This is a genomic window from Waltera sp., assembly GCF_046969025.1.
Taxonomy (GTDB): domain Bacteria; phylum Bacillota; class Clostridia; order Lachnospirales; family Lachnospiraceae; genus Acetatifactor; species Acetatifactor acetigignens.
Map to the genome: position 1 here is coordinate 60,090 of NZ_JBKVQF010000014.1, position 22,470 is coordinate 82,559.

A 22,470-nucleotide genomic window follows, 5' to 3' on the forward strand; every position below is an offset into this window, starting at 1 on the left:
TTATGGAGAAAAGACCTTTAGACTATGCAAAAGCATCCATGGATACCATGATGCGCAAATGGGAAGCCCCCAAGCTTCCGCCCGAAGGAAGATTCCATTATCATCAGGGAGTATTCCTGTCCGGAATGTACAAAAGCTATGAACTTTGCAAAGAGGAAAAAAATTTTGATTACATCAAATCCTGGGTGGATGCCGTCATCACCGAAGACGGTGTGATCAAACAGGCTGATATGGGGCAGTTCGACGATATGCAGCCGGGTATTCTGTTATATCCCCTCTATCATTGTACCGGTGATGCCAGATATAAGAAAGCCCTGGATTCTCTGATGGCTGCCATTGATCGTTATCCCACCACTCCCGAGGGCGGCTATTTCCACAAGGCTGATCTGCCGGAAGAAATGTGGCTGGATGGTCTGTACATGGAAGGTCCCCTGCGAGCACAGTATGGCGCAGAATTTGATCACCCCGAATATTTTGATGAGGTTATCTTCCAGGCTCTGACCATGCAGAAACATACCCGTGACCCCAAGACCGGTCTGCTGTATCATGCCTGGTCCTATGACAGGAAAGTAGAATGGGCTGATAAGGAGACCGGCTGCTCCCCCGAATTCTGGGGCAGAGCCATGGGATGGGTGCCTGTAGCCCTCCTGGACGAACTGGATTTCATTCCCTCCGATCATCCGGACAGAGCAAAACTGGAAAAAATGGCAGTGGATCTGTTAAAGTCTCTGCTCGCATTCCAGTCTGAAGACGGCAGATGGTATCAGGTGGTCAACCGTGGCGATGATCCTGCCAACTGGCTGGAGAATTCCTGCAGCTGCCTGTATGTAGCGGCTCTGTGCAAAGCGATCCGCAAAGGTCTGCTGGATGCATCTTATCTGGAATATGCCCACAAGGGTTATGAGGGTGTGATCCGCTCCCTGACCTGGGAAGGCGATGACCTCATTATCGGTAATGTCTGCATCGGAACCGGTGTCGGTGACTATGAGCACTACATTCACCGCCCCGTATCCGCCAACGATCTGCACGGTGTCGGAGCGTTCCTGCTGATGTGTGAAGAGTGCGAACAGGTATTTTAATATCTTGTAACTATTCAGAGCCATGCAAAACCAGGCTTACAGATCCTCGCTGCCGGGATTCCGGCGGCGGGCAGATCTGCTTATATTATTACTTTTTACAGCTTTACTTTTACAAAATCATGTTCCATGGCGGGAAGCACCTTTTCGATCAGATCCGCCGTCCGCATGCGGAGGCTGGAGGTATTGATGCAGGGGTGGCATCCGAAATATTCGCTGTCCAGCACCTCTTCATCGATCAACAGCTTCACCTGATGTTCCTTATCGTTCATCAGACCGAGTACACTGACAGAGCCGGGGGTGATATCCAGGAATTTCTCCATGTATTCCGGCTTGGCAAAAGAAAGCCTCGCCGAGCCGATCTGTGCCGACAGATCCTTGGTATGGAACACCTTGGTATCCGGGATCATCAGCAGATAAAAGGCCGTCTCCTGACGGTTGCACAGAAACAGATTCTTACAGACCATGGACTCCAGGATCTCATCCACTTCCTTACAGTCCTCCATGGTCATCGCCGGAGCGTGATCCACACGGTCATATTCCACCCCGAGCCTGTCCAGCAGGTCATAGGTACGGATCTCTTTGTCCAGTCTGCCGGTCGTATCTGCAGGTCTTCCTTTTTGTAATTCCAATGCCATGTTCTTTCCCCTTTGCTGTTTAATATCCGATGGTGTCATTTACAAGAATCACATGAATTCTGTCCGTATGTCTGGAATATCTTGTGATCAGGAACTGACAGCAGATGGTATCCGGAGATTTGCAGTCGAAGCATTTTCCGGTTTCTTTGCAGGGAGTCTTGATGTCAAATCTCTGGGCATTGATAGGTGCAGCCACGTTTCTCGCACGCTTCATGGCACTGTCTAAGTCTGCGCAGACCTTGTTCATGCCGACGATGAAGATTACTTTCCTCGGTCCCTGGGCTATGCAGGAGACACGGTTGGAATTGCCGTCGATATTGACCATGACCCCATCGCTGGTGATGGCGTTGGCACTGGAGAGGAAGATATCCGCATCGTAAGCTGCCATCAGTCCTGCTCTGGCATCCATCTTAGAGCGGTCGATATAGTGGTAATTGCCTGCTTCCAGAGCGGAGATCAGTCCGATCTCTCCGGCGCTCATGCATCCGCCCATGGCAATGGTGCTTCCCTCCGGGATCAGCTCCAGTGCCTGCTTCAGCGCAGCTTCTTTATCCTCTGCGTAATAACCTGACATGTTGCGGGACTGTAATCCCTTGATGACTGTTTTTGCCAGTTGTTCATTTCTTTTTCTGATCATTTCGTTCATCTCTTTAACCCTCTTGTCTTTCCGTAGCATGCAAGCCTTCCGGTCCTTTAAACCTGTACTTCCGTACACTGTGCAGGCACAATTTGCGCGTGAAAAGTTTATACTGAAAAATCCTTATTGATCCTATTTTATCACTTTTATACTTCTCTGGAAATAGTGTAAAATGTTACATTTGCATCCTCGTCTGCAATGGGAATATTGATCCTGTTGGGATAGGCACTCTCCCGGTTGGTAATATAATTCATTAGGAAAGTATCAGATTCAGAGCAGTTAAAAAGAGAGCAGATTTCTTTGCTGAGTAAATCTGCTCTGAATCTGATACTTTCCTAATGAACTATACCATATCAGGTATAATTTCAATGATTTATAGCATAAATATACCTCATCAGGTATATTATACAAATTTTGCATATTTTTATGCCCGATGAGGTGTAATTTAGTTTCCTATCATTTCATGTATCCAGACCAGCATCTCCCCTTCGCCCCGGTTATTCCAGTACGCATACGGTATTGCACGGACAACTGCGTCTTCATAGGTCAATCCGGCGCTGCTGTATAGTTCTCCGTTCCTGGGTATCAGTCTCCTGCCTTGCAATTCCAGCTCAAGGCATTCTGAAAAATAAGTGGATTTTTTCTTCTGCGCAGCCTTACCGCTGAGATAAATGCACTGCAGCTCTGCACCATTATCAACCTCTTCCAGACAATAAACAATGGGTCCTCTTTTTATTGCCACCTTGCCAACATCTGCGCTGACCCTTGGGTCTGCATGAAGGAATTCAACTGGCATATCAAACTGAATGCTGAGCTCGCTGTCCCTGCAGATCTCCACACACGCATAGCCCTTGCTTACTGTCAGTTCCTGCTCCTTGCCATCGCAGTATAACCGGAAATTTTCTGCATAGCTAGGAATACGGAAATGCAGCCTGACTTTTTCCTTTACTCCCTGAACCTTAACCTTTATATTTCCCTCCCACGGGAACATGGAATCCATGGTGATCTTTACCACATCATTATTGACAGGAATGTACGTCTGGTTTCCAATATACAAATGCGTATAAATATCGGCTCCGTCAACTCCATAGATATACTGTCCAAGAGATGCCAGTGTCCTTGCGATATTCGGAGGACAGCAGGCAACGCCAAACCATTTCTGACGCCTTGCCTTCACATGCGCCCTTGATGTATGCGACATACATTGGCGCGGCTTTATCTCCAGCGGATTCACGTAGAAAAAGCTCTTGCCGTCCTGAGCGATCCCCGCTAGGATATTATTATACAATTCCTGCTCCATCAGCTCTGCATATCGTGAATTCCGTGTTATATTTGCCATCCGCAGACTGAACAGTGCCATGCCGATGGATGCACACGTCTCTGAGTAATTGCTGTCATTTGGAAGGTCATAATCTGTCGTAAATCTCTCAAGGAAGCCTGATGATCCGATTCCTCCTGTGATATACATCCTCTTCTGTGTAATATTTTCCCACAATGCCACACATGCTTCCATCAGCTCCTTATCCTGATATTCCTCCGCCACATCTGCCATTGCCGAATACATATACACTGCCCTGACTGCATGTCCTTCAGCTGTTTTCTGCTCTCTCACCGGTTCATGGGACTGGGAATACGCAGGATCATAATCCTCAAATTCCGGGAAAATCCTTTTGAAATTCTCCTGCTTCCGCTCCTCGAGGAAATAATTCTTCCCCGCTCCCCGGATATCCAGGAAGTACTTCGCCTGTTCCAGGTATTTTTTGTCCTGCGTTACACGGTAGAGCCTAACTAACGCCAGCTCTATCTCCTGGTGTCCCGGATAGCCATGATTCTGTCCCTCCTCCGGACCGAAGGTTCTGCAGATCAGATCAGCAAGCCTTATCATACTGTCAAGGAGCTTTCTTTTCCCGGTTCCTTCATAATAGGCAACTGCCGCCTCTATCATATGTCCTGCTGAATACAGCTCATGTCCCTCACAGAGATTTCTCCATCTCTGTGAAGGTTCTTTAATGATAAAGTAGGTATCCAGATATCCGTCTTCCTGCTGTGCCTGCACGATCACATCAATGGCATCATCCGCAAGCTTTTCCAGCTTTTCATTCTTCTTTTCCGCCAGTGAATACCCTACTGCCTCCAGCCACTTGGCTACATCTGTATCCTGAAATACTGCACCATAAAACTGTCCCTTTTTCAGCCCGGCCGCAATCTTAAAATTCTCAAGGCAATGGCTGGATTCCACCCCCGGAACATTATCATTCATAATATCCCACTGATAGGGAATGATCACATCCTCAACAAGGTCAGTATACTGCTTCCAGAAAGGATCGGTAATATCCATTCGGGAAAGCTGAACAGTGTTTAATCTCATGTTCCACCTCTCCTTTGGTATCTCAAAAATATTTATTTTCTATTTCTTCAAAATCAACACTTCCAAACCGGTCCTTCATTGCCCAGTATGCCTTCACACCGACTGCATTGATCCATGGGAAGCAGGTTTTATTTCCTTCTCCCTTCAGCCGGTAACCAAATCCGGTATCTGCTGCAAACATCGGATCATCCACTGCCCACCAGCTGATCAGGTAGCCTTCCTCCTGTAATCCCGGCATTGCATAGCCCCATGGACGTTCGTCTGTTTCTACTGTCTGATTACAGCCAAGCCAGTATAATCTGGCGATGTCAAAAAGCTCCTTATCCTTTGCATAAACTGCGATCTGTGCTGTCTCAGCAACACCCATCAGCTGGAACGGATGCACATATCCGCAGCCACAGGTATCACATGCTCCCATTCCTGTACTGTGGAAGCCATATCTGTGCAGAGTACTGTCCTCCGGAAGTGGTACGTCCCACAGGCATACCCAGGATGCGTAGTAATGCGCCGCTCTCACAGCTGCATCCAGGAAATCCTTTCTTTTGGTCGCTTCATACAACGACAGCATGCCAAACATGGGATACAGGATGCTTTCATTGTCGATCAGCTGGCCTTTTGCATAAATACTGTCATGTACACCACCATTAAACCGTACCCTGTCGATAATATATTCCTTTACAAACATACCGGCTCTGCTGGCAGCCTCCAGATATGCCTCATTTTTTGTCAGTTCATACAGCTCTGTCAAGAATGTAATGGACGTTCCCGTTGATGATTTCTGTTCATAAACAGTATTCCCAAACCATTTGACAGGCTCAAGCAGTGGCTTTCCCTCAAGGTCATATGCCCTGTACCAGCCTCCGTCCTGCTCCTGTGTCCTTAAAAGAAATCCTGCATAATTTTCTATTGCCTCCAGCCATCCGGGATGCTCTGTTCCTTTTTCCTTTTCATAGCAGTACAGACGGAGCAGTGCCGTGACATCCTCATTCATGCAGCGCAGATATGCCCCCTTCAGGCTTACCAGCTTCTGAATGACATCCTTCCGGTACTCATACAGCGGTCCCATCAGCTTCTCCAGCTCTTCGCCCTGCGCATATGCAAGTGGCAGTAACAGCCCCGTCCACCAGAAGTTCACGGATTTGGTGTCCACATTATACAGGTTATAAAACATGCCGGATTCCTTTATGTGGATCGTATTCACAAAGAAATCTGCCGTTTTCAGCGCTTTTTTTCTGTATTCTTCATTATTATGTTCATATCCGTATCGCAGGACATTATAGGCATTCAGGATATTCTGTCCTGTAAATCCATACTGTATGATGTTTTCAAGCTGTACCCCGTCCTGCGGATGACAGTTCAGCACATAGCCTGCCGGCAGGTTTGGATCCTCTTCTGCTGTTTTCTCTACATAATAATGATCCAGGGCATCCAGCCTCAGTCTGATGAGTTCCTCCGGAGATACACTTAACGGCTCTGCCTGTGGATGTGTTTTTCTGATAATATCCCTGATCCCGTACCAGCAGGCATCGTGATAATTCTCATATCTGTGGTTGGAAATACGATAAGTCACCGAGAATTCTTCTCCGGACTTCATCGGCCAGAAGGCTCCAAAGGGCACCATCTTTACAATATATAATGCAATTGTTGCGTCACCCTCATAAAAAGGATAACAGCAGGTCAGTCTGGTGCTTCCGTCACTGCCATCTGCTCCCATGCTTCCGATATCCGTTTTCTGAAGGAAAAGCGCTTCTTTTTCCCCTGTTTCTTCAGAAATTTTACGATCCGGATTGGAGTCAAATGCCGGAAGCGGATCTCTTTCTATGCTGACAGCCTCCTTTGTTTCCTCTGAATAACAGGTAAACATCGGATAATTAAAACGGTCATCCCGGAATATAGTTTTTTTGGTATGAAAATAATCCTCATATCCATCCTCATCCAGATCATTCTTGTCATAGATTGCCGGCGGGGCAAAATATCGCAGGTCTTCAAAGGCATTTTTCTTTTCCGGAAGCAGTGATATCTCCGTTCGAAGGCGCATTCCGGGATATCCGCTTTCCCTGAGAATGCGGACCTGTCTGCTGAGAACAACAGATCCCTCTTCCGTGCGGTAAATATCTGTGACTTCCGTCTTTCCTGCCCATTCATCGTCTATTTCTGTACATGCCTTTAATCCATCCTCTGTCTGTGTAATTCTTGTGTAGGGATATTCCCTGCGTATCACAGAATCCTTCTGTCTTCCATTCCAGATTTCGAGGATAACAGGTTTTGCGATCCGTCCAATAACCAGTTCCGGATTTTCCAGTTGAATTTGTTCATTCCATACATTAATCTTCATACTTTATCCTTTCACAGCTCCAGCTGTTAAACCTTTCACTAAATCCTTTTGAAAAATAAATGTTAAAATAAATGCCGGGATCATAAACAGGATCCCTGTCGCTGACATGCTTCCCCAGAAGGTCTGGAAGGATGTTACATATCCGGCAATCCCGACTGTAAGTGTCTGCGCACTCTTTGTTGAGGTAAGGGACAGGGCAAACATGAATTCGTTCCATGAAAACAGGAATGCCATGAGTCCTGCAACACCTACCGAGGATTTGGACATCGGAAGGACTACCTTTAACAGGATGCCCCATGCAGAAAGTCCATCCAGCTCTGCTGCCTCTTCCACTTCCCTTGGGATCTGTCCGAAAAAGTTTTTCAGCATCCATATGATCAGTGTCAGCTCAAACGGGATATAGGTAATGATCAGTCCAAGTAAGGTATCACTCAGATGGATGTTACGGATGATCAGGAAAAAAGGAATTACCATGGCAACCGGCGGAACCATCCTGACTGCAGTCACAGCTGCAAAGACCGGTTTTGTCTTTTCAGTTGCATATTTTGCAAAGCCGTAGGCTGCCGGGATACCAAGTGCCAGTGATATTGCACAGCTGAAAAATGTAACCAGCATACTGTTTCTGATATAAGCCGGGAAATTTCCCATAAGTACTTCTTTGTAATGTGACAGGGTTGCCGGGTGCGGGAGCAGATCTGGCGGGATCGCAAACATCTGAACATCCGTTTTTAATGATGTAATCGCCGTCCATATAATGGGAAACAGGGTAACTATGGAAAATATTGCCAGCAGCAGGAAAATCAAACTATTCATTACTTTTCTTCTGTTCACGACTATTCCTCCTCACTCATCCATTTATTGCACAAAAAGCTTAAGACACAGATGATCAGCATAACCAGAAAAGCTGCAGCCGATCCTTGTCCAAATTTCCAGTCTGAAAAGATCCTTTTATAGATAAATGTGCTCAGCACCTCTGTTCCGCCACCAGGACCACCGCCTGTCAGGATATAAACAAGATCATATATCCGGAACGCATCTGTCAGACGTATTACAAGGATGATCAGGATCGTTGGCTTAAGCTGGGGAAGGATGATATGGAAAAATGTCTGTGTACGGTTCGCACCATCAATAGATGCTGCTTCGTTCAGCTCTTCTGACAGCCCTCCAAGACCTGCCAGCAGTACAAGGATAACAAATGGGGTAGCAAGCCAGAGGTTTGCCACAATAATGGTCACCCATGATGTGGAAACCTGGGTAAACCATAAGGGTGCTTCGAGTCCCAGCTTATTCATCAGGGCATTAATGATACCGTACTGATCTGCAAACAGCCATCTCCACTGAAGTCCTGAAACAACAGGAGCCACCATCAGCGGTACAGCAAAGATAAGACGGAACACCCTTGATCCTGCAACCTCACGGTACAGCAGCAAAGCAACAACAAATCCAATGATAAATTCCAGGGTGATCGTTGTAAGTACAAAGAAGCAGGTATGCCCTAGTGCTGCCAGGAATTTGGAGTTTGTCATGACAGAAAAGTAATTCTTTAATCCTACAAACTTGAAGCTGTTATTAATGATCGCATCTGAATCTGATATACTGATGGCAAAGGCATAGACCAGCGGAACAAAAAATATAACAAGCAATACCAGACATGCCGGTGCTATCAGTGAATACCCTGCCCTTCGTCTTTTTTTCTCCCTGATAGAAATACTTCCTGTTTTTCTACTCATTATTTTTCACTACTCCTTACAATAAAACCAATATTCCGGGTTAAAAAATCCCCATACAGAAAAACCGTATGGGGATCTGTCTGCCTACTGGATCGCTTCTTTAATTGCTTTTTCAGCTTGAGCTAATCCGTCTTCCACACTCACCTGCTTCGTCATAATACCTGATAAAGTATAAGACAGTTCATTCTGGATTGTCGGGAAATTAGGGTTCTCTGTTGCGTTATGTGCATACTGGAGTGCATCGCTCATAACCTGGATGCTTTCCTTATCAAACTCTGTTAAGGTACTGTCATTATTAACGATCTCCAGGGATGAGGTTCTCGGCACTGGATTGGAATTGGCAATTCCGAGCTGTGCCAGCTTCTCAGAGGATGTTGCCCACTTTATAAATTCCCATGCTGCATCCTTATTCTTAGAGCTGCTGGAAATACCAAAGCCCCATGTCCAGGCTGCTGTAGACTGCTCTTCACCTGCAGGCTGAACCGCTACTGCAAACTTGTCACTTACCTTAGACTGTTCAGGATCCTTTGCCATAGCGAACATATAAGGCCAGTTTTTAACCATGGCAACCTTGCCCTGCATAAACATATTATGTACATCTGCATTGTCATATCCGATAGATCCCGGCATAACACTTTCATCCTCATACATCATCTTCAGCATGAAGTTAAATGCCTTCGCATTTTCAGGTGAATTCACTGTTACGTTATTATCAGCGTCAATAATGGAACCGCCTGCCTGATAGAACCAGTCAACAAGATGGGTTACCGGCTCTCCTGCCTGCTTTGCCTCAATGATCGTTCCATATACACCGTCTTTGGTCAGCTTCTTTGCTGCTTCCTCATATTCTTCCCAGGTTTTAGGAAATTCTGTAATACCGGCTGCTTCAAACAGGTCTGTTCTATAGAATACAACCGGTGTATGCACAAAGAAAGGAACAGAATATAATTCTCCATTATAGGAAGATGCATCTAATGCAGCTTCATAGAAATCACTTTTATCCTCCTCTGAAAGCTTGTCTCCCAGCGGCTCCAGATATCCTTTAGAAGCAAATTCAGAAATCCATGGCTGGTCTGTATCATAAATATCGATCGCACCACTCTGTGAGATTGCCTCCTGTACAAACCTCTCATGCATATTATCATGAGGGATTTCTACCCATTCAACTGTAATTCCTGTTGCACTTTCAAATTCGCTTACGTTATTCTTAAAGAACTCAATGTTAGGGGAACCGGATTCCACACCAATCACAAGCTTGGTTCCTGCGAAATCCGCTGTTTCTGCTGTATCCTCTGCCGCAGTATCTCCGGCTGATCCGGTCGTGCTTCCTGTATTACTGCTTCCGCATCCTGCCAGTAAAGTCATTGTTGTTATTGCACACATCATTACCTTTAAAATTTTCTTTCGCATAATATTTCCTCCTGTTGATTTAAATAACTGAATTTTTTTCCAGGAATTCACATGGCAGTATAACCTTCCTGTTCTCAGGCGTTTTGCCACTGATCAGGTCTAATAATACCTGTCCTGCCTTCTCTCCCATCTTTTCCAGCGGGATATCAACTGTTGTTAACCTTGGTCTGGTAAATCTGCACTCCTGTCTGTTGTCAAATCCGATCACAGAAACATCTTCCGGTATCCGTACACCGTCATTCAGTGCTGCATCCATAAAGCCTGTTGCCATCAGATCATTCATGGCAAAGATTGCTGTTGGTTTTTCTTCCAGCTGTTTGAACCTTTCATATGCCTTTACCCCATCTCCAAATTCCCAGGCTCCCGGAAAGATATATTCTTCCTTCAATTCCTTCCCTGCCTTTTCCAGCTGTGTGATAAAGCTTCTCAGACGCTTCTGTGAAGGCAGGGAATCCTCTGCCCCCTTGATCACCCCGATTTTCTCATGTCCATGTTTCACCAGGTACTCTGCAACATCTGCAATAACATCCATATTGTCATAGGTTACATAATAGTTCTTTTTGGATGTGTCATAGCAGTAAACCAGGACGATCGGTATACTCAGCTTGGGGATCAGTTCCATTACATCCCTGTCATGCATCGCAACATAGACAAGTCCGTCAATCTGGGTTTTGTTAAAAAGCTTTATACTTTTACTTATTGCTGACTGATAGCTGGACAATTCAGAATAATGATTTCCTGTCTTCTCAAGAAGACTCATATTATTGAGGATCACTGCATAGCCCTGCTTTTCAACGTAGTTATTGATCCCGTTAATGATCCGTGGTGTCTGAAACGCTGTGATATCTTCTACCATGATTCCAATCGTGTTGCTCTCTTTTGTCCTGAGACTTTTGGCAAACCGATTGGGACTGTAACCCTCCTTTTCAATGATTTCCATTATTTCTTTTCTTTTTTTCTCACTGACATTCCCAGTTCCGTTGATCGCGTTCGAAACTGTTGCGGCAGTTACACCCGCCAATTGCGCAATTTCCTTCATGTTCATGAGGATTCCTCCATTAGTTAATCGATTTACTAAACCTGTAAAAAAAATTCCTTCGTTGAGTTAATCGATTAATCTTTATTACAAAATACCATTCGCCAACTGAATTGTCAATCACTGAGCCCTCATTTCAGATAAGTTTGTTACTTTTCGATAATTAACATTTTCATTAACTGGTAAAATTACCGGGTTCTGTCAGGCTGTGCCTTTCCAAAATTCCTTTCTCATCAAATTTCGGAATAACGCTCTCCTTTGCTGTCTCCCCTTCCTGGATAAAAACATTTTCCATCCCAAGGGAAAGTGTATACGCTATGACTGCCTCATACTCCCTCTTTGTCACCCTCCGGCAGAGCTCTCTGCAGTCTTCCCTTTCCTTCAGTCTCTCAAAGGAGTATACTGGTTCATCAGGCTTAAGATGACCCTGTCTCCGTAATTCTGATGTATATACTCTATAACCTCTCTGGCATTCCTCTTATGTCCCGGCAGGAGCAGATGTCTTACAATAACACCCTTCTGCAGCATCCCCTTCTCATCAAATACCGGTTCTCCTGTCAGGCTGAGCATTCTGGCAAGTGCCTTCTTCGCTATCTCCGGATAATCCGGTGCAAAAAAATTTCCGTGCCAGTTCCTCTTCCATATATTTAAAATCAACGTAACTGTTCAGAACCCACTTAGTTGAAAATGATATCAGGGTTCCCAGATAGATTTTGTTTAACTGCTCCTGAAGATCCTTGATGGTCTGGTTAAGAGATTCAACAGTTTCGGAGAGATTTGCAACCTATGCGATAAGTGCAGCATTCTGCTCTATTAGATTGCAAACAAATTCTTCCGTGATATTAATTGGCATTCAGACCACCTTCTTTCCTGTTTTTTATGTTTCTATTTTACAGGAAAACCAAGGAAAAAGCGAATTCGTGAAAATTTGACTATAGTCAAAATGACGGTGGATAAGTATCAAATTTCAAGGTTCAGGTGTTGCTAAATTTATTCAAAAGCTGTAGATTACAGCTTTGAAACATGATTATTTCATTTATTTGTGGAGTAATCCACAATAGAATAATTAACGAAGTACCTGTGGTTTGATTATCCACAGATTACAGGAAACACAATGCAAAACAGAAATATTAATTTCTCTGTTTTGGTTCAAATATTACTTGAATAATCAGGGGGTTCTGAACAGTTACTATGGTTTTTTCATTTCTGCTCTGTCTCCTTTTCTTTTTTCAAATATATTGAAAAATCATTCTGAAGACATTGTGGCACCTAAAGTTAGCTTTAGGTCAAGGAGGAAGTTTTTTCTATCACTTCCGCAAGATCCGCATCGACTCCCACCGTCTTATTCTCGATCTCCTTCGGCACATAGGCATCGCCCTTGTTGATGCAGACGTAAAAAGCATTCCGCCAGTTATAGGCATACTTCCAGAAATTGTATTTGATGATGCCGGGGGTGTTGTAGCCGACACCGAGTTCGAGAAATACAACGTTTTGTCCCCTGTGATCTTCCATGAACTTCTCATACCGCTTCGCCGCAGCATCCCACCCGGCGTCCTGCACGAAAGTATTGTCGGCCCGGAGATTCATGCTCATGGGTCTGCCGCACCTCGGGCATCGGGGCACCAGTTCGGTGGGCACGGTGCACCGGATCTGTGTGCCTTCCGGCACCGTCAGTTCTCCTTCCTCGATGCAGTACCCCTGACTTACTACCATTTTTTTCACGGTCTCTTCGTTATCATAGGTCCCGCGATGGCAGGGTTTGCTGCACTGAAACAGACCGTAATCGCCCTGCGTGTAGAACAGTCTGCTCTTATCAAAGCCTGCTTTCTGGAAGCAGTGATCCACATTGGTGGTCAGCACGAAATAATCCTTATCCTTCACCAATGCAAGCAGCCGGTCGTAGAGATCCGTGGGCGCATCCATATAGCGGTTCACGTAGATGTACCGGCTCCAGTAGGCCCAATATTCTTCCAGCGTATCATAATGATAAAAGCCTCCGGAATACATGTCGGAAAAATGATAGTTTGCGGCAAAATCAGAAAAATACCGGTCAAACCGTTCCCCGCTGTAGGTAAATCCTGCTGCCGTAGACAGCCCCGCTCCGGCGCCGATTACAACCGCATCCGCCTGCCCTATTTTTTCTTTTATCGCTGTTAATTTAGTTAAGTAGCTGTCTGTAGATTCGTTCGTCCTCTTCTTTGAAAACATTAAATATCACCCTGATCTTAGAATTTGTCTTATTCTTATAATTTTTCACCGTTTGTACTGCCAGTTCCGCCGCTATTTCATTGGGGAACATAAATACTCCCGTGGAAATACAGCAGAACGCGATACTTTCCACGTTATTTTCCTCTGCAATACGCAGGCAGGCTTCATAACAGGAACAAAGCAGACGTTCCTGTTCCTCTGTCAGCCTTCCCTGTACGATAGGTCCCACGGTATGTATCACATAATCGCAGGGCAGGTTAAATGCCGGTGTGATCTTCGCCTGTCCCGTGGGCTCCGCATATCCCTGACGTTGCATAATATCATTGCAATAATTCCGCAGTTCGATCCCCGCATAAGTATGAATACAATTATCAATGCAGTTATGGCAAGGCTGATAACATCCGGTCATACCGCTGTTGGCAGCATTTACGATGGCTCCCACCTGCAGTCTGGTGATATCTCCCTTCCAGAGATAGAGATCTGTGGATAACTCCTGGATCTCTGCCAATGTTACAATACCTCTTCCGGCATTTTCCTCTGCAAGATAGGCATCCTGGATCTGCAGAAATTCCTCCGAAAGTTCACCCGGCATCCGGACATTCATAAGTGCCCGCAGAAGCGTCTTCTGCTCCTCACATCTCCCCGGAATCTGCATTTTGGCATACTGTGGCTGCTCTTCCAACAGCTTTTGTATTAAATAGTTTCTTCTCTCACTCTGGTTCATTCTCTTACGATCGCTTTCACCGGACAGTTTTCATAACAGTTGCCGCAATGCAGGCAATGGTTTTGCAGTATCCGGTACGGTTTTCCTTCCTCGATACACCGTTGGGGACATTTTGTACGACATTTTCCACAGCCAATGCATTTTTCGGTAATGTTATAACCCTTTTTTGTTATTGTACCACCACCCAGTGTATAAGTGTCCCGGAAAATAGGGTTCACACCGAGATTAAAATATTCCACCTCCGCCCGGTCGATGCAGAAAATGATGCCGATACTTCTTGTATCACCGGGATAGACATTGGCCAAATACGGCTGTTCCTCGAAAATAATATCCCGCCATTTCGCCTGTTCCTCCTCCGGTACAGCATACGCCTTGGCGGACATACGGATCATCTCTTTATATTTTGTATAACAAAGGATCTGTACTCTGCCATCTTCTAACAGTTCCCTACAAAAGTTCTTGCCCCTTGCTGTGAAAAAATAAATGGCATCGGATTCATAATGAATCGCGCTGATATTACGGATCTGTGGTGCACCGTCACTGTCCACTGTGGCAAACGCCAACACTCCCACCAGTTCCATTTTTTTCAAACATGTTGCTAAGTCCATCTTACAACTCCTCTCCCGTGATCTCGTTTCTCGTCTTCCAGCACTGGGGATCCGCACCGTAGAAGTCTCCGGTAGTACCGTTTGCCACGGCGGGACATCCCCTGCACCATGCTTTCAGTTCACATTTGCTGCATTTCTTGAATTTATCATAATCTCTGTATTTTTCCATCTGGCAGACCCAGATGTCTGCCAGCCGGTCTTCCCAGATATTCGCCACCCTGCTGTCGGTGACTCTGCGGCACGCCATGATATCCCCGTTGGAAGAAATGGTAATATGGCAGTTGCCGCAGTTACAACCTCCGTAGATCATGCCGTCGCATGCATTCTCCGGCAGCTTAAACTGGCCTGTCTCGTATTCGTACAACGTCCACAGGTGGTCTTTTCTATTAAAATAGGTCTCGCATCCCGCTGCCTCATATGCTTTGAACTTCGCATCACAGATCTCTAAAAGTCTGCGATATTCCTGCGGCGTCATACTGGTATCCACCTCACCGCCGGTGGGCACATACCGCGAAAATGCAAACACCTTAACTTTCGCTTTCACTACTTCATCAATAATATCCGGTATCTCATTCCTATTTGTCTTCGACACCGTACTCATAATAATACTTTTGATTCCTGCCCGATTGAGACAGCCGACCTTTTCCAGTGTCAGGTCGAAGCTGCCGGGCTTGCGGAACCAGTCATGGGTTTCACGCATACCGTCCAGAGACATCTGGTATTTCTCACAGCCGCACACTTTCAGCATCCGGCAGATCTGATCATCCAGATGGAACGGATTACCCATCAGGGTAAACGGAATGTCCTTGCTTTTCAGCAGAACCATCAGTTTCCAGAAATCGGGATGAAGGATAGGATCGCCGCCGGTGATATAGAAATACGGAACCCTGTTGTATACCTTGCAGAAGTCCTCGCAGTTCGCCACGACCTCCTGCATCTGCTGCCAGGTCATGCTCTTCAACTCCTTACAGCCTTCCCCGGAAAAAATATAGCAGTGCTTGCAGCGCTGGTCACATTCATCTGTGATATGCCATTGAAAAGAAAAATAACTTCTCATCCTGTCCCTCTCCTTCTTTCTCTTTTGGATTTACTTACTTATCGGAATCGCCACATGCTGTACCACAGGCTGCGGGTTTCTCCTCAGGCTTATCAGCCGCTCCACATGCCGTTCCGCAGGCTGCGGGCTTTTCTGCGGGCTTATCCCCTGCTCCACATGCCGTTCCGCAGGCTGCTGGCTTTTCTGTGGGCTTATCAGCTGCCCCACATGCCGTTCCGCAGGCTGCACTTGTCTGTGCCTTGTCCTGTCTGTTCCATCCAAAAATGTTTGCTAATGCCATTTTACTTACCTCCTGTAATATGTGTATTTTCAGGCTTTCGCCCCGTTGCATTTACAGAATAGCAAGAGCGGAACGGCAAAAAAAGTACGCACTTTTTTATTACATAGGCACCTTTTTGTAACCTATGGACGGATGCGGCCTATCATGTTACATTGTTATTGATGCCTACGGATTGTTCCGTGTTACGCACTCCCACGTCTCCGCTCCGCTTCGGTCCGTGCTAGACATGTGCCACTGGCACATAGCACCCTACCCAATATTCGCATATCGTGGGATTATCATCCCACTTTTATGCTCATATCGGGGCGGGTCCTAAGGTCTTTCACCCACTTATGAGCAAGCTCATGTGGGCTTAGACCTTTTGACCCTGGCATCATTATATTTTATACTTTTGAGAGGTGATCTTATGTTGACGAAGGACGAATTACCCGAATGCCCGGTAGCCACCACAGTACAGTTGATCGGAAGTAAATGGAAATTGTTGATAATGAGAAATTTAATGATGCGCCCCTGGAGATTCAATGAATTGAAGAAAAGTCTGGAAGGCATCAGCCAGAAGGTTCTGACCGACTCCCTCCGCTCCATAGAAGAGGACGGGCTGATCACCCGGACCGTCTACCCGGAAGTACCGCCCCGGGTGGAATATGCCCTGAGTGACCTCGGCGAGACCATGCGCCCAATCCTGGATGCCATGCAGGAATGGGGAACGAATTATAAAAACGGAACCATATAGAAAGGAATTCCGACTATGGGAATCAGATTAGTCTGCAGTGACCTCGATGGTACACTTTTACAATATGGAAAAAAAGAATTGGAAGGCGAGATTTTTGACCAGATCCGGGCACTTCATGACCGGGGGATCCTGTTTTGCCCGGCGTCTGGAAGACAGTATACCAGTCTGCGGAAGCTGTTCGCTCCGGTGGCGGATTGCTGTATTTTCTTATGTGAAAACGGTGGCGTGATCTACAAGGACGAGCTGTGCATTGCGAAAAATCCCATGCCCCGTGCCCTGGCGGAAGAGATTGCAGAAGATCTGTGGAGCCGGAGTGACGGGCAGGGCGAAGTCATGCTCTCCGGACAGAATACGGCTTATCTGATGGAACGTGGGCTGGGAATGCTGGACAGAATAAAGTTTATTGGCAACAACTATCAGGTCATTCAGGATCCTTCCGAAATTCCGGAGGATATCGTAAAGGTCTCTGTATATCTCCATGAAGGCGTAGCGGCTTATGCTGACCGCTTCGTCCCCCGCTGGGAGCAGGCGAACTGTGCGGTGGCGGGACCTTACTGGATCGATACCACCCTTGCCAACAAAGGCATCGGTGTCACCTCTATCTGCAGGATCCTTGGTATTGACCTTACAGATGTCATGGCATTCGGTGACAATTATAACGACGTATCCATGCTGGATATCGTGGGACATCCTTATATTATGGATGGTGCAGCGGCGCCCCTTCGGGAAAAATACCCGGATCACACGCCGCGCCCGGAAGACATTTTGCGAGAAATTTTAAACGGATACTCTTAAGCCATGTCCGGATGATCTGCTTTTTCCGGAGGTATTCTGCGACTTAGGCTGCTTCCTTCTGTCTCGTGGTAAAAGTACTGTTTTCGTAATGCCCGTTATATTCCGGCAATAATTTCTTTCACTTCTTCTAGCGGTTTGTCTGTAGCGGAGGCTATCTGCTCTGCCGACAGACCATTCTTATACATTTTCAGAATGAGGCCGGCTTCGCCTTCTATTCGGCCTTCTATACGCCCCTTTTCTCGTCCGATTGCAATTCCTTTTTCTTCAATTCCTTCGCCTAAATTGCACATAGCGCTCACATCCTTTCTCATATTTTCTTCTATGGGAATATTATACTCATTTCCTATGATGTTCAGCTTTTCATCTACACTCAATTCCTGGGACAGCAATGCCCCCAGCAAGCGGTGTAATTCGTAGGTTTCATCATGTTCCGGCAGTTCCCTTGCCAATCCTATCATTACGATGTTGATCAGATCCAGATTTCCCTTCCACTCATAGGAACCGATCACATCCTCTTTGGTAAGGTGGATATGGCTCATAGTATTCTCATCCATATTCATGCATACCCAGATGGAATACACACGCTTGATGTCATCGTAGCGGGAATTCTCAAAATCCCTTTCCTTCTGGGAAGAGACAAGTCTGCTGACATAGAAAATTGCCCGGTTTAAGATCTCGTACTCTCCCGGTTCATCCTTCTGTGCTTCTACGTTAATAATGATCTGCGACAGACCATCCTTCGTCCGCACATAAAAAACAATATCAAATCTCGCCAGTCCTTCGTTGATCTCCTGACTTTCCGTATTAAAACCAACAATACGCTGTCCGTTTTTGTCAAGCACTGCGTTGGTCAGCCCCGGCTCCACAGGCACAGTGCTGATATAAGGGGTTCCTTCTATGCAGTTTGCAACTGTTTTGGGATTCATCCCCTTAAATTCATCCACAGTTTTGATCAAAATCTGTGCCAGAACTCTTTTGTGTCCTACCAGCCGCTTCACTCTTGCATCATACTGTGCTTTCAGATCGGCTGCTTTTACCGCATTCTTCAATTCTGTATTCAATTAATTTCCTCCTTTTGTGTCAGGCAACTATAGATATTTTCAGACGCAAAAGGAATCTATACATATCTATATTATAGCTTACCTGTTTTTGTGATACAACTGGTTTTCTGTGGTGTTTTGCCTCCCCTTATTCTTCTGTTGTATTATCTTGAGGGTTCGGCTGACTTTTTTATCAAAGTCTCAGACATCAGCTTTTGCTGACATAGAAATTTTCATAAGTGAAGTGTACTTATAAACAAAGCATACTCTATGTTTTCTAATTATGCAATAACTATATTTCAAAATGATATCATTTAAGGGGACCTTTTACGATCCCCTCGTACATTGCATGTAAAACAAACAAAATCGTTACCTTCCTTCGTTTATTTCCTCCCAGTGCGCTTTTGTCATTACATTTGTATGACCAGTTCTTACTTCCTTCAGTAAAGGCACGGGAACATTTTCGCAGGTATGATGGTACACGAAACCGACCTTTTCCTGCACTCTTTTGGATTTTTGATTTCCCTCATAATATCCGCACCATATGGTGTTCATCCCAAGTTCTTCGAATCCATGGCGCAGAATTTCCTTTGCGGCCTCCGGCATGTACCCTTTTCCCCAAAATGGCTGTCCCAGCCAATAGCCCAGTTCACACTCGTCCTCACGGTCTGTCATATCCGTGTGGCCCTTCAATTTCAGTTCAATGGCACCGATTGCTTTCCCATTCTCTTTTTCACAGATGGCATAGCACTCCGGACCATTGAATACATTTCTGATCACATCGAGGCTTTCCTCTACGGACTTGTGGGGTGGCCATCCTGCGATAGGGCCGACTTCCGAATCTTTTGCATACTCATATAAACTCTCTGCGTCTGCCTCTGTCCATTTTCTTAATACTAATCTTTTTGTTTTCATAAATAATCATTCTCCCATATAAGTGCAACCTCAAACTTCTCTTTTTTCTTGGTCATAGACCTTTTTCGAGTATAATATTGCAATAATCGTTGCTGATAATAAATACACCAATAATAAAATTGTACTGGTTATTCCATTGGCAAATGCAGCCGTAATAATGGTCAATACTCCTGCAACAACAATACTGATGGCTCCAAAACGGTTACTTTTTCTCCATGTATTATCATTATACATACTCCAGGCCGTTCGAAACCCAACTACCGTATTTCGCTTTGCCTTTGTCATATAATTTCCTACTACAACAAAAATAATTCCACATAAGATGCAGGAAATCCTTGCAATATCAACTGTTACCTTTGAACCATTCACATTTTCCTGCACACAAGAGGAATAAAGGATACAATAATTCATAATTCCAAACATGATAGCCTGCGATAGTCCTACCACGCATAGTACCCTTGCGGAGGAATTTGCTTCCATACGTTCTTTATCCGTACTTGCTTTCACGGTCTTTTTTTCGAATGTACCAATTAAAAGGTGCCAAAAGAATGTAACACACAAAATAACTATCGGAAAAATAAAAATTCCGATTTTATGCGGTATCATATCCGGTATCACCTGTAACATCATACTTGCAACCACCACTGGTAGCACCGCAACAATCCACATGATTTTTTTCATCCCTTTGCTCCTCCAAACTGGTTAATCCATAGAATTAATTCATCAAAAACTGTCGTATTGATTTCGTAAAATATAAAGTTTTTTTCCTTATATTCGGATACTAAGTCGGCGCTTTTTAACAGTTTTAAGTGGTAAGACAAAGCAGCCGGTGTGACTTGTAATTTTTCGGCAATCTCCCCGGCATTTAATCGGCCATCTTTTAGCATTATCAGAATCTCTCTCCGTTGTTGATCCGCCAATACTTTAAAAATATTCGTTTCTTTCATAATCTTCTTACCCATTTAAAATTATCTTTAAATAGAATATAGCATACTCCCTTTTGCTTGTCCACAGGTATTTAAAATATTTTTGAAATAGTTGTGTCTTCCGAAACATCTTTATTCAACTGGGGTGTGACGCTAATATTTACATAGATGAGAATGACAAACAGACTGTTATTTTCGCTTATCCAAATCTGTTCACAAATCCTTCTACCCTACAGGTAATCCGTCTGGAAATCGGTGCATTAGCAGCCTGGACACCTGCTAAAATTGCAAGCATTGAACCGTATACAGCTGTATACTACCCAAAAATCTTTGAGCAGAAAAATACTGAAATTCATGCCTCAACGATATTCCAGACATTACTATGATCTTTATAGAATGGCCCAGACCCCAGTAAAAGATGTTGCTTTCTCTCACATAGATCTTCTGAAAACAGTTGTTGATTTCAAAATGAAATTTTATCCAAGAGCATGGGCTAAATATCCGGAAGCAATTCCCGGCACCTTAAAGCTGATTCCACCGGAATACCGCTTTCCAGCCCTCATCAATGATTATGAAGCTATGAAAGATATGTTATATGGCGATATTCCAAGCTTCAATACTATTATGGAATCAGTTCACCAATTAGAGAAATTCTGATAATCCGCAATGATGCCCAGCTCTATTTTCATTTTCAAAATACGCAGAACCGATTCGTTGAGGCGTTCCTCGGTGATCTCACCGGTTTCGACCGCCTTGATGACTGCGGGTACCTGTACTTCAAAATCGGTGCAGCACAGCATATCGTTTCCTGCCTGTACCGCCCTTACGGCAATCTCCGCATCCCCGGCGAACTGCCGTACTCCTTCCATGACCAGATCATCGGTAATGATCACGCCGTCAAACCCTAATTCATTACGCAAAATATTATGTACCGACAGAGATATGGAGGCCGGCTCCTGATCATCCATGCAGGAAACCACATTGTGGGATACCAGTACCATATCGGCTCCGGCATCGATTCCTGCCTGAAACGGCAGAAAGTCAGAATTTACAAATGTTTCATAAGGACGTTCATCATAAGCAACACCGGTGTGCGTATCGGAGTTATTGCCATATCCCGGGAAATGCTTTAATACACTTCCCATCTGTTCCTGCGACATGGTCTGCACGACGGTCCTCACATACTCCGTCGTCTGTTCCGCATCCTGCCCGAAACTGCGGGCATAAATAAAATCCTGCGGATCCTGTGATACATCGCATACCGGAGCAAAATTCAGATTAATTCCCAGGCTCTGCAGTAATTGACATTTTTCCTGTGTGTCGCTCCGAATAAGATCCCATCCGCCCTGCGCATACAGTTCCTGAGGAGAGGCAAAAGGCGTTTCCCGCAAGTTCGCATTTTTGCTGACACGGTTTACCGTGCCGCCTTCCTCATCCACACCGATCAGCAGAGGCACTTTTGCAGCATTCTGATAGCTTTGAATGGCTGCTGTTACTTCCTCTTTTGTCTTCCCGGCAAAATCCCGGGCAAATAAGATATATCCGCCGAGATGATACTGCGTCACTTTGGATGCTGCATCCGTCTCCGGGCACCGGGCGATGAACATCTGTCCGACTTTTTCCTCTAAGGTCATTCCTGCCAGGAGTCCTTCTGCCCTCTGCTCTACAGGATCTTCCGTTTTCACCGGTTCGCTTTCTTCTGTCTCCGGCAATTCCGTAGGATCTGCACTGTTCTCCGCACCGTTGCCGCTCACATCAGAATCCGATACACTCTGTTCCGACATAGGCTCCGGCTGAACTTCCGGTATTATTTCCTGTGCAGACTCCTCTGTACTTCTTAAATTCCACAACAAAAAAACCAGAATTCCAACACATATGACAGATAACACGATCACTACGATATTCCGCACCTTTTTCATTTCGCATTTCTCCATAATATTATTATAAAGATGCC

Annotated in this window: 24 protein-coding genes and 1 pseudogene; 5 read left to right on the forward strand and 20 right to left on the reverse strand. The window is 45.2% G+C overall.

What is annotated here, in order from left to right:
- The first annotated feature begins 2 nt into the window (after positions 1-2).
- Entirely contained in the window at positions 3-1,079 is a 1,077-nt protein-coding gene (locus ACLTOH_RS09285; RefSeq protein ID WP_412223993.1) for a glycoside hydrolase family 105 protein, read from the forward strand.
- Positions 1,080-1,174: 95 nt separating this feature from the next.
- Here the strand turns inward: ACLTOH_RS09285 and ACLTOH_RS09290 are convergent, their stop codons facing one another.
- The 15 genes from ACLTOH_RS09290 to acgA all read right to left on the reverse strand — a co-directional run bounded on the left by ACLTOH_RS09290 (position 1,175) and on the right by acgA (position 16,107).
- Positions 1,175-1,708: a prolyl-tRNA synthetase associated domain-containing protein gene (locus ACLTOH_RS09290; protein WP_337417594.1), complete on the reverse strand. Its 534-nt coding sequence runs from the start codon at positions 1,706-1,708 to the stop codon at positions 1,175-1,177.
- 25 nt (positions 1,709-1,733) lie between these two features.
- Positions 1,734-2,360 (reverse strand): lactate utilization protein, encoded by a 627-nt coding sequence (locus ACLTOH_RS09295; protein WP_022155029.1) that lies wholly within the window; start codon positions 2,358-2,360, stop codon positions 1,734-1,736.
- Between the two features lie 436 nt (positions 2,361-2,796).
- Positions 2,797-4,719 carry a glycoside hydrolase family 127 protein gene (locus ACLTOH_RS09300; RefSeq protein ID WP_227062634.1) on the reverse strand — a complete coding sequence of 641 codons (1,923 nt, stop codon included), beginning with the start codon at positions 4,717-4,719 and terminating at the stop codon, positions 2,797-2,799.
- A 22-nt stretch (positions 4,720-4,741) separates the two neighbouring features.
- Positions 4,742-7,054, reverse strand: a complete 2,313-nt coding sequence (locus ACLTOH_RS09305; protein WP_227062635.1) for a hypothetical protein — start codon at positions 7,052-7,054, stop codon at positions 4,742-4,744.
- A 3-nt stretch (positions 7,055-7,057) separates the two neighbouring features.
- Entirely contained in the window at positions 7,058-7,885 is an 828-nt protein-coding gene (locus ACLTOH_RS09310; protein ID WP_118797251.1) for a carbohydrate ABC transporter permease, read from the reverse strand.
- A gap of 2 nt (positions 7,886-7,887) precedes the next feature.
- Positions 7,888-8,784, reverse strand: coding sequence for a carbohydrate ABC transporter permease (locus ACLTOH_RS09315; RefSeq protein ID WP_118797250.1), 897 nt, complete (start codon positions 8,782-8,784; stop codon positions 7,888-7,890).
- Positions 8,785-8,868: 84 nt separating this feature from the next.
- A complete protein-coding gene (locus tag ACLTOH_RS09320) occupies positions 8,869-10,194 on the reverse strand; it encodes an ABC transporter substrate-binding protein (protein ID WP_227062636.1) in 1,326 nt (441 codons plus the stop codon).
- Positions 10,195-10,213: 19 nt separating this feature from the next.
- Positions 10,214-11,239 carry a LacI family DNA-binding transcriptional regulator gene (locus ACLTOH_RS09325; RefSeq protein ID WP_227062638.1) on the reverse strand — a complete coding sequence of 342 codons (1,026 nt, stop codon included), beginning with the start codon at positions 11,237-11,239 and terminating at the stop codon, positions 10,214-10,216.
- A gap of 166 nt (positions 11,240-11,405) precedes the next feature.
- Entirely contained in the window at positions 11,406-11,576 is a 171-nt protein-coding gene (locus tag ACLTOH_RS09330; protein ID WP_227062640.1) for a hypothetical protein, read from the reverse strand.
- A gap of 35 nt (positions 11,577-11,611) precedes the next feature.
- Positions 11,612-11,887, reverse strand: coding sequence for a hypothetical protein (locus ACLTOH_RS09335; RefSeq protein WP_412222584.1), 276 nt, complete (start codon positions 11,885-11,887; stop codon positions 11,612-11,614).
- 624 nt (positions 11,888-12,511) lie between these two features.
- The gene (locus ACLTOH_RS09340) at positions 12,512-13,438 is read right to left on the reverse strand and encodes a Sir2 silent information regulator family NAD-dependent deacetylase (RefSeq protein ID WP_227062642.1); all 927 of its coding nucleotides are present in this window, start codon (positions 13,436-13,438) and stop codon (positions 12,512-12,514) included.
- Entirely contained in the window at positions 13,389-14,162 is a 774-nt protein-coding gene (locus tag ACLTOH_RS09345; RefSeq protein ID WP_227062643.1) for a protein-ADP-ribose hydrolase, read from the reverse strand. Before ACLTOH_RS09345 ends, ACLTOH_RS09340 begins: the two co-directional genes overlap by 50 nt.
- Positions 14,159-14,770 (reverse strand): 4Fe-4S binding protein, encoded by a 612-nt coding sequence (locus ACLTOH_RS09350; protein ID WP_227062644.1) that lies wholly within the window; start codon positions 14,768-14,770, stop codon positions 14,159-14,161. Before ACLTOH_RS09350 ends, ACLTOH_RS09345 begins: the two co-directional genes overlap by 4 nt.
- A gap of 1 nt (position 14,771) precedes the next feature.
- Positions 14,772-15,827 (reverse strand): radical SAM/SPASM domain protein, ACGX system, encoded by a 1,056-nt coding sequence (acgM, locus tag ACLTOH_RS09355; protein WP_227733162.1) that lies wholly within the window; start codon positions 15,825-15,827, stop codon positions 14,772-14,774.
- A gap of 34 nt (positions 15,828-15,861) precedes the next feature.
- The gene (gene acgA / locus ACLTOH_RS09360; RefSeq protein WP_227733161.1) at positions 15,862-16,107 is read right to left on the reverse strand and encodes an ACGX-repeat peptide; all 246 of its coding nucleotides are present in this window, start codon (positions 16,105-16,107) and stop codon (positions 15,862-15,864) included.
- Positions 16,108-16,231: 124 nt separating this feature from the next.
- Here acgA and ACLTOH_RS09365 point away from each other — a divergent pair.
- From ACLTOH_RS09365 to ACLTOH_RS09375, 3 genes and pseudogenes are all read left to right on the forward strand, one after another.
- Positions 16,232-16,463 (forward strand): annotated as a pseudogene (locus ACLTOH_RS09365) (hypothetical protein).
- Between the two features lie 50 nt (positions 16,464-16,513).
- Positions 16,514-16,840 (forward strand): winged helix-turn-helix transcriptional regulator, encoded by a 327-nt coding sequence (locus tag ACLTOH_RS09370; RefSeq protein ID WP_227733396.1) that lies wholly within the window; start codon positions 16,514-16,516, stop codon positions 16,838-16,840.
- A 15-nt stretch (positions 16,841-16,855) separates the two neighbouring features.
- Positions 16,856-17,635: an HAD hydrolase family protein gene (locus tag ACLTOH_RS09375; RefSeq protein WP_227733397.1), complete on the forward strand. Its 780-nt coding sequence runs from the start codon at positions 16,856-16,858 to the stop codon at positions 17,633-17,635.
- Positions 17,636-17,730: 95 nt separating this feature from the next.
- Here ACLTOH_RS09375 and ACLTOH_RS09380 read toward each other — a convergent pair whose 3' ends face one another.
- From ACLTOH_RS09380 to ACLTOH_RS09395, 4 genes are all read right to left on the reverse strand, one after another.
- A complete protein-coding gene (locus tag ACLTOH_RS09380; protein ID WP_118547930.1) occupies positions 17,731-18,696 on the reverse strand; it encodes a PD-(D/E)XK nuclease family transposase in 966 nt (321 codons plus the stop codon).
- 348 nt (positions 18,697-19,044) lie between these two features.
- A complete protein-coding gene (locus tag ACLTOH_RS09385; RefSeq protein ID WP_227733398.1) occupies positions 19,045-19,590 on the reverse strand; it encodes a GNAT family N-acetyltransferase in 546 nt (181 codons plus the stop codon).
- Between the two features lie 30 nt (positions 19,591-19,620).
- Positions 19,621-20,271, reverse strand: coding sequence for an SdpI family protein (locus ACLTOH_RS09390; protein ID WP_118537114.1), 651 nt, complete (start codon positions 20,269-20,271; stop codon positions 19,621-19,623).
- Complete coding sequence (locus ACLTOH_RS09395; protein ID WP_118537241.1) at positions 20,268-20,537, reverse strand: autorepressor SdpR family transcription factor; 270 nt, start codon at positions 20,535-20,537, stop codon at positions 20,268-20,270. Before ACLTOH_RS09395 ends, ACLTOH_RS09390 begins: the two co-directional genes overlap by 4 nt.
- A 333-nt stretch (positions 20,538-20,870) precedes the next feature.
- Here ACLTOH_RS09395 and ACLTOH_RS09400 point away from each other — a divergent pair, with 333 nt between their 5' ends.
- Positions 20,871-21,173 carry a nucleotidyl transferase AbiEii/AbiGii toxin family protein gene (locus tag ACLTOH_RS09400; protein WP_265104383.1) on the forward strand — a complete coding sequence of 101 codons (303 nt, stop codon included), beginning with the start codon at positions 20,871-20,873 and terminating at the stop codon, positions 21,171-21,173.
- Here the strand turns inward: ACLTOH_RS09400 and ACLTOH_RS09405 are convergent.
- Positions 21,152-22,435, reverse strand: a complete 1,284-nt coding sequence (locus tag ACLTOH_RS09405; protein ID WP_227733400.1) for a glycoside hydrolase family 3 protein — start codon at positions 22,433-22,435, stop codon at positions 21,152-21,154. The two genes, ACLTOH_RS09400 and ACLTOH_RS09405, sit on opposite strands and share 22 nt — an antisense overlap.
- Between the last annotated feature and the right edge of the window lie 35 nt (positions 22,436-22,470).

Coding starts and splice junctions, on each gene's coding strand:
- ACLTOH_RS09285 (WP_412223993.1), top strand. CDS start 3: ATGGAGAAAAGACCTTTAGACTATGCAAAAGCATCCATGGATACCATG.
- ACLTOH_RS09295 (WP_022155029.1), bottom strand. CDS start 2,360: ATGAACGAAATGATCAGAAAAAGAAATGAACAACTGGCAAAAACAGTC.
- ACLTOH_RS09300 (WP_227062634.1), bottom strand. CDS start 4,719: ATGAGATTAAACACTGTTCAGCTTTCCCGAATGGATATTACCGATCCT.
- ACLTOH_RS09305 (WP_227062635.1), bottom strand. CDS start 7,054: ATGAAGATTAATGTATGGAATGAACAAATTCAACTGGAAAATCCGGAA.
- ACLTOH_RS09315 (WP_118797250.1), bottom strand. CDS start 8,784: ATGAGTAGAAAAACAGGAAGTATTTCTATCAGGGAGAAAAAAAGACGA.
- ACLTOH_RS09320 (WP_227062636.1), bottom strand. CDS start 10,194: ATGCGAAAGAAAATTTTAAAGGTAATGATGTGTGCAATAACAACAATG.
- ACLTOH_RS09325 (WP_227062638.1), bottom strand. CDS start 11,239: ATGAACATGAAGGAAATTGCGCAATTGGCGGGTGTAACTGCCGCAACA.
- ACLTOH_RS09340 (WP_227062642.1), bottom strand. CDS start 13,438: ATGTTTTCAAAGAAGAGGACGAACGAATCTACAGACAGCTACTTAACT.
- ACLTOH_RS09345 (WP_227062643.1), bottom strand. CDS start 14,162: ATGAACCAGAGTGAGAGAAGAAACTATTTAATACAAAAGCTGTTGGAA.
- ACLTOH_RS09350 (WP_227062644.1), bottom strand. CDS start 14,770: ATGGACTTAGCAACATGTTTGAAAAAAATGGAACTGGTGGGAGTGTTG.
- acgM (WP_227733162.1), bottom strand. CDS start 15,827: ATGAGAAGTTATTTTTCTTTTCAATGGCATATCACAGATGAATGTGAC.
- acgA (WP_227733161.1), bottom strand. CDS start 16,107: ATGGCATTAGCAAACATTTTTGGATGGAACAGACAGGACAAGGCACAG.
- ACLTOH_RS09370 (WP_227733396.1), top strand. CDS start 16,514: ATGTTGACGAAGGACGAATTACCCGAATGCCCGGTAGCCACCACAGTA.
- ACLTOH_RS09375 (WP_227733397.1), top strand. CDS start 16,856: ATGGGAATCAGATTAGTCTGCAGTGACCTCGATGGTACACTTTTACAA.
- ACLTOH_RS09385 (WP_227733398.1), bottom strand. CDS start 19,590: ATGAAAACAAAAAGATTAGTATTAAGAAAATGGACAGAGGCAGACGCA.
- ACLTOH_RS09390 (WP_118537114.1), bottom strand. CDS start 20,271: ATGAAAAAAATCATGTGGATTGTTGCGGTGCTACCAGTGGTGGTTGCA.
- ACLTOH_RS09395 (WP_118537241.1), bottom strand. CDS start 20,537: ATGAAAGAAACGAATATTTTTAAAGTATTGGCGGATCAACAACGGAGA.
- ACLTOH_RS09400 (WP_265104383.1), top strand. CDS start 20,871: ATGCCTCAACGATATTCCAGACATTACTATGATCTTTATAGAATGGCC.
- ACLTOH_RS09405 (WP_227733400.1), bottom strand. CDS start 22,435: ATGAAAAAGGTGCGGAATATCGTAGTGATCGTGTTATCTGTCATATGT.